This is a genomic window from Bradyrhizobium sacchari (assembly GCF_002068095.1).
Taxonomy (GTDB): domain Bacteria; phylum Pseudomonadota; class Alphaproteobacteria; order Rhizobiales; family Xanthobacteraceae; genus Bradyrhizobium; species Bradyrhizobium sacchari.
This window is the reverse complement of the sequence record NZ_LWIG01000001.1, coordinates 231,296-232,881: the sequence shown is the minus strand read 5'-3', so window position 1 is coordinate 232,881 and position 1,586 is coordinate 231,296. Positions and strand designations below refer to the sequence as shown.

The window sequence follows — 1,586 nt, the reverse complement described above, 5'->3', positions numbered from 1 at the left end:
TGGCGGCTACCGCTTCATCGAGGGACGCTGGGCGCCGGTCGCCAAGGCGCTGATCGAGACCTACGGCCTGAAGGACGGCTCCAGCGTGCTCGACGTCGGCTGCGGCAAGGGTTTTCTGCTGTACGAGATGCAGAAGATCCTGCCGGGGCTGAAGGTCACCGGCTTCGACATATCAAAGCACGGTCTCGAGAATTCGCACGAACAGGTCAGGCCGTATCTGTTCAACTATCGCGCCCAGGACGTCTATCCCTATGGCGACGACAGTTTCGATCTCGTCATTTCGCTCGGCACCCTGCACAATCTCAGGCTCTACGAGCTCGACGCGGCGCTCAACGAGATCGAGCGGGTCGGCAAGAACAAATACGTCATGGTCGAGGGCTACCGGAACGTCGCCGAGCTGCACAACCTCGAATGCTGGGCGCTGACGGCGGAATCCATCCTGCACACCTCCGAATGGATCTGGCTGTACGGAAAGCTCGGCTACACCGGCGACTACGAATTCATCTATTTCGAGTGACCGGGCGCGCCTCATGGATATCAAGACCGCAAAGGCTGCGATTCTCGTCGAATCGGGCAAGCCGCTGATCGTCGACGAATTCACCCTGCCGGATGCGCTCGAGCACGGCCAGGTGCTTGTGCATGTGCACACCTCGAGCATCTGCGGCGCGCAGATCAACGAGATCGACGCCGTCAAGGGCGTCGACAAGTTTCTGCCTCACCTGCTCGGACACGAAGCGCTGGCGACCGTCGTCGAAACCGGCCCCGGCGTCGTCTCCTGCAGGGAGGGTGACACCGTCGTCATGCACTGGCGGCCGGGCAGGGGCGTCCAGTCCAACACGCCGGTCTATTCCTGGCGCGGCAGGCGGCTCAACGCGGGCTGGGTCACCACCTTCAATGACTATGCCGTGGTGTCGGAGAACCGCGTCACGCCCGTGCCGGATTCGATCGATCGCACGAGCGCGCCGCTGCTCGGCTGCGCGGTGACGACCGCGCTCGGCGTCGTCAACAACGATGCGCAGATCGCCATCGGCGAAGCCGTCGTCGTGTTCGGCGTCGGCGGTGTCGGCCTGAACATCGTGCAATTCGCCGCGATGGTCGGCGCTCATCCGGTCATTGCGATCGATCGCCTCGACAACAAGCTGGAGATGGCGAGGCAGTTCGGCGCCACCCACACCATCAACTCCGAGGCGGTGAAGGATGTCGCCGCCGCGGTTCGCGCCATCACGGGGCCCGACGGACCCGACAAGGTCGTCGAGACCACCGGCGTCAGGCCGCTGATCGAGCTCGCCTACGAGGTCACCGCCAGGAAAGGCCGCTGCATCCTCGTCGGCGTTCCCCGCGAGAAGGTCGAGATCTACACACTGCCGCTGCATTTCGACAAGGTGCTGAAGGGCTCGGAAGGCGGGCAATGCCAGCCGGCGCGCGATATCCCGCGCCTGGTTCGCCTCGACGAGGCCGGCAAGGTCAATTACCGCGGCATCGTCACCCACGAGTTCGCGCTCGACGACATCAACGACGCGCTGGATCTGATGCGCAGCGGCGAATCGGGGCGGATACTTCTGAACATCAGCTGAGCGCTGCGGCGG

General features: G+C 63.9%; 2 protein-coding genes. Both read left to right on the top strand.

What is annotated here, in order from left to right; all coding sequences use genetic code 11:
- Nucleotides 1–517, top strand: a 517-nt coding sequence (locus tag A5906_RS01105; protein ID WP_245326546.1) for a class I SAM-dependent methyltransferase, incomplete at its 5' end; no start/stop codon positions are given.
- A gap of 13 nt (nt 518–530) precedes the next feature.
- Nucleotides 531–1,574: a zinc-binding dehydrogenase gene (locus A5906_RS01100; protein ID WP_080133451.1), complete on the top strand. Its 1,044-nt coding sequence runs from the start codon at nt 531–533 to the stop codon at nt 1,572–1,574.
- The last annotated feature ends 12 nt before the right edge of the window (nt 1,575–1,586 follow it).

Excerpts from the sequence above, each read along its gene's own strand:
- A5906_RS01100 (WP_080133451.1), top strand. The coding sequence starts at position 531 with ATGGATATCAAGACCGCAAAGGCTGCGATTCTCGTCGAATCGGGCAAG.